The organism is Streptomyces sp. (assembly GCF_031178505.1).
Lineage (GTDB): Bacteria > Actinomycetota > Actinomycetes > Streptomycetales > Streptomycetaceae > Streptomyces > Streptomyces gulbargensis.
On the sequence record NZ_JAPSIW010000889.1, the window covers coordinates 1 to 2,567 of the forward strand.

At 75.4% G+C, this 2,567-nt stretch carries 3 protein-coding genes; all 3 read right to left on the bottom strand.

Annotation, left to right across the window (positions count from 1 at the left end; genetic code table 11):
• Positions 1-880 precede the first annotated feature (880 nt).
• A complete protein-coding gene (locus RIF68_RS34005; protein ID WP_309055328.1) occupies positions 881-1,156 on the bottom strand; it encodes a hypothetical protein in 276 nt (91 codons plus the stop codon).
• The gene (locus tag RIF68_RS34010; protein WP_309055329.1) at positions 1,153-1,716 is read right to left on the bottom strand and encodes an RNA polymerase sigma factor; all 564 of its coding nucleotides are present in this window, start codon (positions 1,714-1,716) and stop codon (positions 1,153-1,155) included. Before RIF68_RS34010 ends, RIF68_RS34005 begins: the two co-directional genes overlap by 4 nt.
• A 285-nt stretch (positions 1,717-2,001) precedes the next feature.
• Positions 2,002-2,567 (bottom strand): MFS transporter (locus tag RIF68_RS34015; RefSeq protein ID WP_309055330.1); only part of this gene is annotated, 566 nt, incomplete at its 5' end.

Genomic DNA, 2,567 nt, shown 5'->3' on the forward strand with positions numbered 1-2,567 from the left:
AAGGACGAGGGGTTTCTGCACGAGAAGCGTGTGCAGGGGCCGGGCGGGAAGTGGGAGACGTACCAGCTCGTCTCCAACGAGCCGTTGACCGCCGCCGAGGCCGCCGAGTTGCTCGCGTGGATGTCGTCGCAGGTGGCGCCGAGTGACGGCGGTCCGGCCGTCGGTGGGCGGACCCGTCGGGCGGCCGACGGTCTTCCAAAGAGAAAACCGGAAGAAGACTCCTCCTCCTTCCGGCCGCCACCCCCGGAGCCGCAGCCCGAACCCGAACCGGAGGAGCCGGAGCCCGAGCCGGAACCTGCACGGGTGCCCGAACCGGCGCCGGAACCTGCACCGGCGCCCGTCCCGGGCCCCGAGGCGCCCCCGCCCCCGCCGCTGGACCGCGTCGCCGAGGAGGCGCGGACGCTCGTCGGGGCCCTGCCGCTGCTGTCGCCCGCGCTGCGGTTCGTACCCGCCGGGATGCGGGAGGAGTTGACGCGGCTGGCGGCGCGCTGGCTGGTCCCGGGCACACCCCCGCCGACGTACGCGAACACGTCCGGCGCTGCCTGCCGCGCGACGGGACACCCGTGCACCGGCCCGGCGGCTTCCTGCGCTACCTCCTGCGGGAGGTGCCGCCACCACCCCCGCCCCCCGAAGCACCGGACGCGCAGGACCCGCAGGACCGGCCCCGCCTGTCGGCGCGGCTCGCGGGAGCACGGGAGTGCGAGGGTGAGCACATCCAGCCCATGCTGTTCCGGCCGGTCGGGGACGAACGGCTCTGCCGGGCCTGCACCGGAACCGGAGCCGGTGCCGCTGCCGATGCCCGGTCCCGGGACGGAGCCAGGACCAGGACCGGAGCCGGAGCCCGGACCGGGCCATGGCGTGCCGTTCTCGCCGGGGTTCCCTAGCGCGTCGCGGTCAGCTCGCACCTCCCGTCCGCGCACGTGCGGCGCAGGCGGCCCGCCGAGACCGTCTCGGCCAGGCCCATCACCCAGCACATCGGGCAGCCGCGCAGCGCGACCAGCCCGACCGGGACGAGGAGCAGGGCGAGCGGGCCGAGGGTGGGCAGCAGGGCGAGGGTCCCGGCGAGGGCGCCGAAGCCGAGCGCTCCGCGGGCCAGATGCCGTGGCACGGTGGCGCTCGCGAAACGCCGTGGTGCGGGGCCGTGCTTCGTGATCATCGGTTCCCCTCCTCGCTCAGCGCCTCCCGGACGGCCGAACGGGCCCGGTGCAGGCGGGACTTCATGGCGGCGGTGCTCAGGCCGAGACGGTCGGCGACCGTGCGGCCGGGGAGGCCCTGGATGTCGCGCATGACGAGAACCTGCCGCTGGTCGGCGGGGAGGGCCGCGACGGCGGCGGCGACCCGCTCGGCCTCCAGGCGCAGCAGGGTGTCCTCCTCGGCGGACCGGGCCGTGGCGCCGGGGGCGGTCCCGGGCGGTACGGGATCGGTGGCCGGTGCCCGGTGGAGCAGGGCCCGGGTGCGGCGCAGGCATTCGTTGCGGACGATCCGGAACATCCAGGAGGCGAGCGCCCCGGAGGCGCGCAGCATGCCGATCTTCCGGTAGAGGATGATCACCGCCTCCTGGGCGGCGTCCTCGGCGTCCTGCGGGGTGGCGCACAAGCTGTGCGCGAACCGCCGCACGTGCGGGTAGGAGCCGTACACGAGCGCGGTGAGCGCCTCCACGTCGCCGTGCTGCGCCGCCGTGACGAGGCCGGCGCCGGGCCAGCCGTGGTCAGCCACGGTGACGCCGACGGCGCAGGATGACGGCGCACGCGCACACGAGCAGCGCTGCGGCCGCGACGGCGATCACGACGGTGGTGGTCATGGGGTCCTCCCGGTGGGCTGGGGAGCGGACGCGGTCGTCCGCACGCCTATGAGAGGCGTGCCGCACGGGAAAGGATTCACCCCGCCCCCGGCCCGGACAGGTGCGACTGCCCCGCCGGGTACGGGAAAGGGGCCGCCCGACATCCATGGGGACGGACGTCGGGCGGCCCCCGGGGCACGTGGTGGCACGCACCCGGTGCGTCACACGCCGGCCTTCTCGGCCCGCGGAGCGGGAGCGGGGGCGGCCTCGGCCGCGGCGGCCTTGTCCCCCTTCATGACGAGGAGGGTGATCACGCCGCCCACGGCCGCGACGACCGCCGCGCCGATGAAGGCGGCGGAGAAGCCCTCGGTCAGACGGGGCAGGTTGCCGAGCTGGTCGGCGCCCTGCGACATGGCGACGGCGGTGAGCGCGGCGAGGCCGAGCGCGGAGCCGGCGTTGTACGTGGTGTTGACGATGCCGGAGGCGAGACCGGCCTGCTCCTGCGGGGCGCCGGACATGGCCGCGATCATCGCCGGGATGTAGGCGAGGGACATGCCGAGCGCGGCGACCAGCGAGGCCGGCAGGACGTCGACGAGGAAGGTGCCGGTCGGCTCGACGGCGGCGAGCCAGACGAGACCGGCCGCGAGGAGCAGCAGACCCACGCCGATGAGCGGCTTGGCGCCGACCTTCGTCATGAGCCGGGAGGTGAGGGCCGTCATGAAGATCATGAGGAGGACGGTCATCGGGAGCAGCGCGGCGCCGGAGGCGAAGGCCCCGTAGCCGAGGA

What these genes read in the sequence shown, in the direction of transcription:
- RIF68_RS34005 (WP_309055328.1), bottom strand. Translation starts at nt 1,156, where the DNA reads ATGATCACGAAGCACGGCCCCGCACCACGGCGTTTCGCGAGCGCCACC.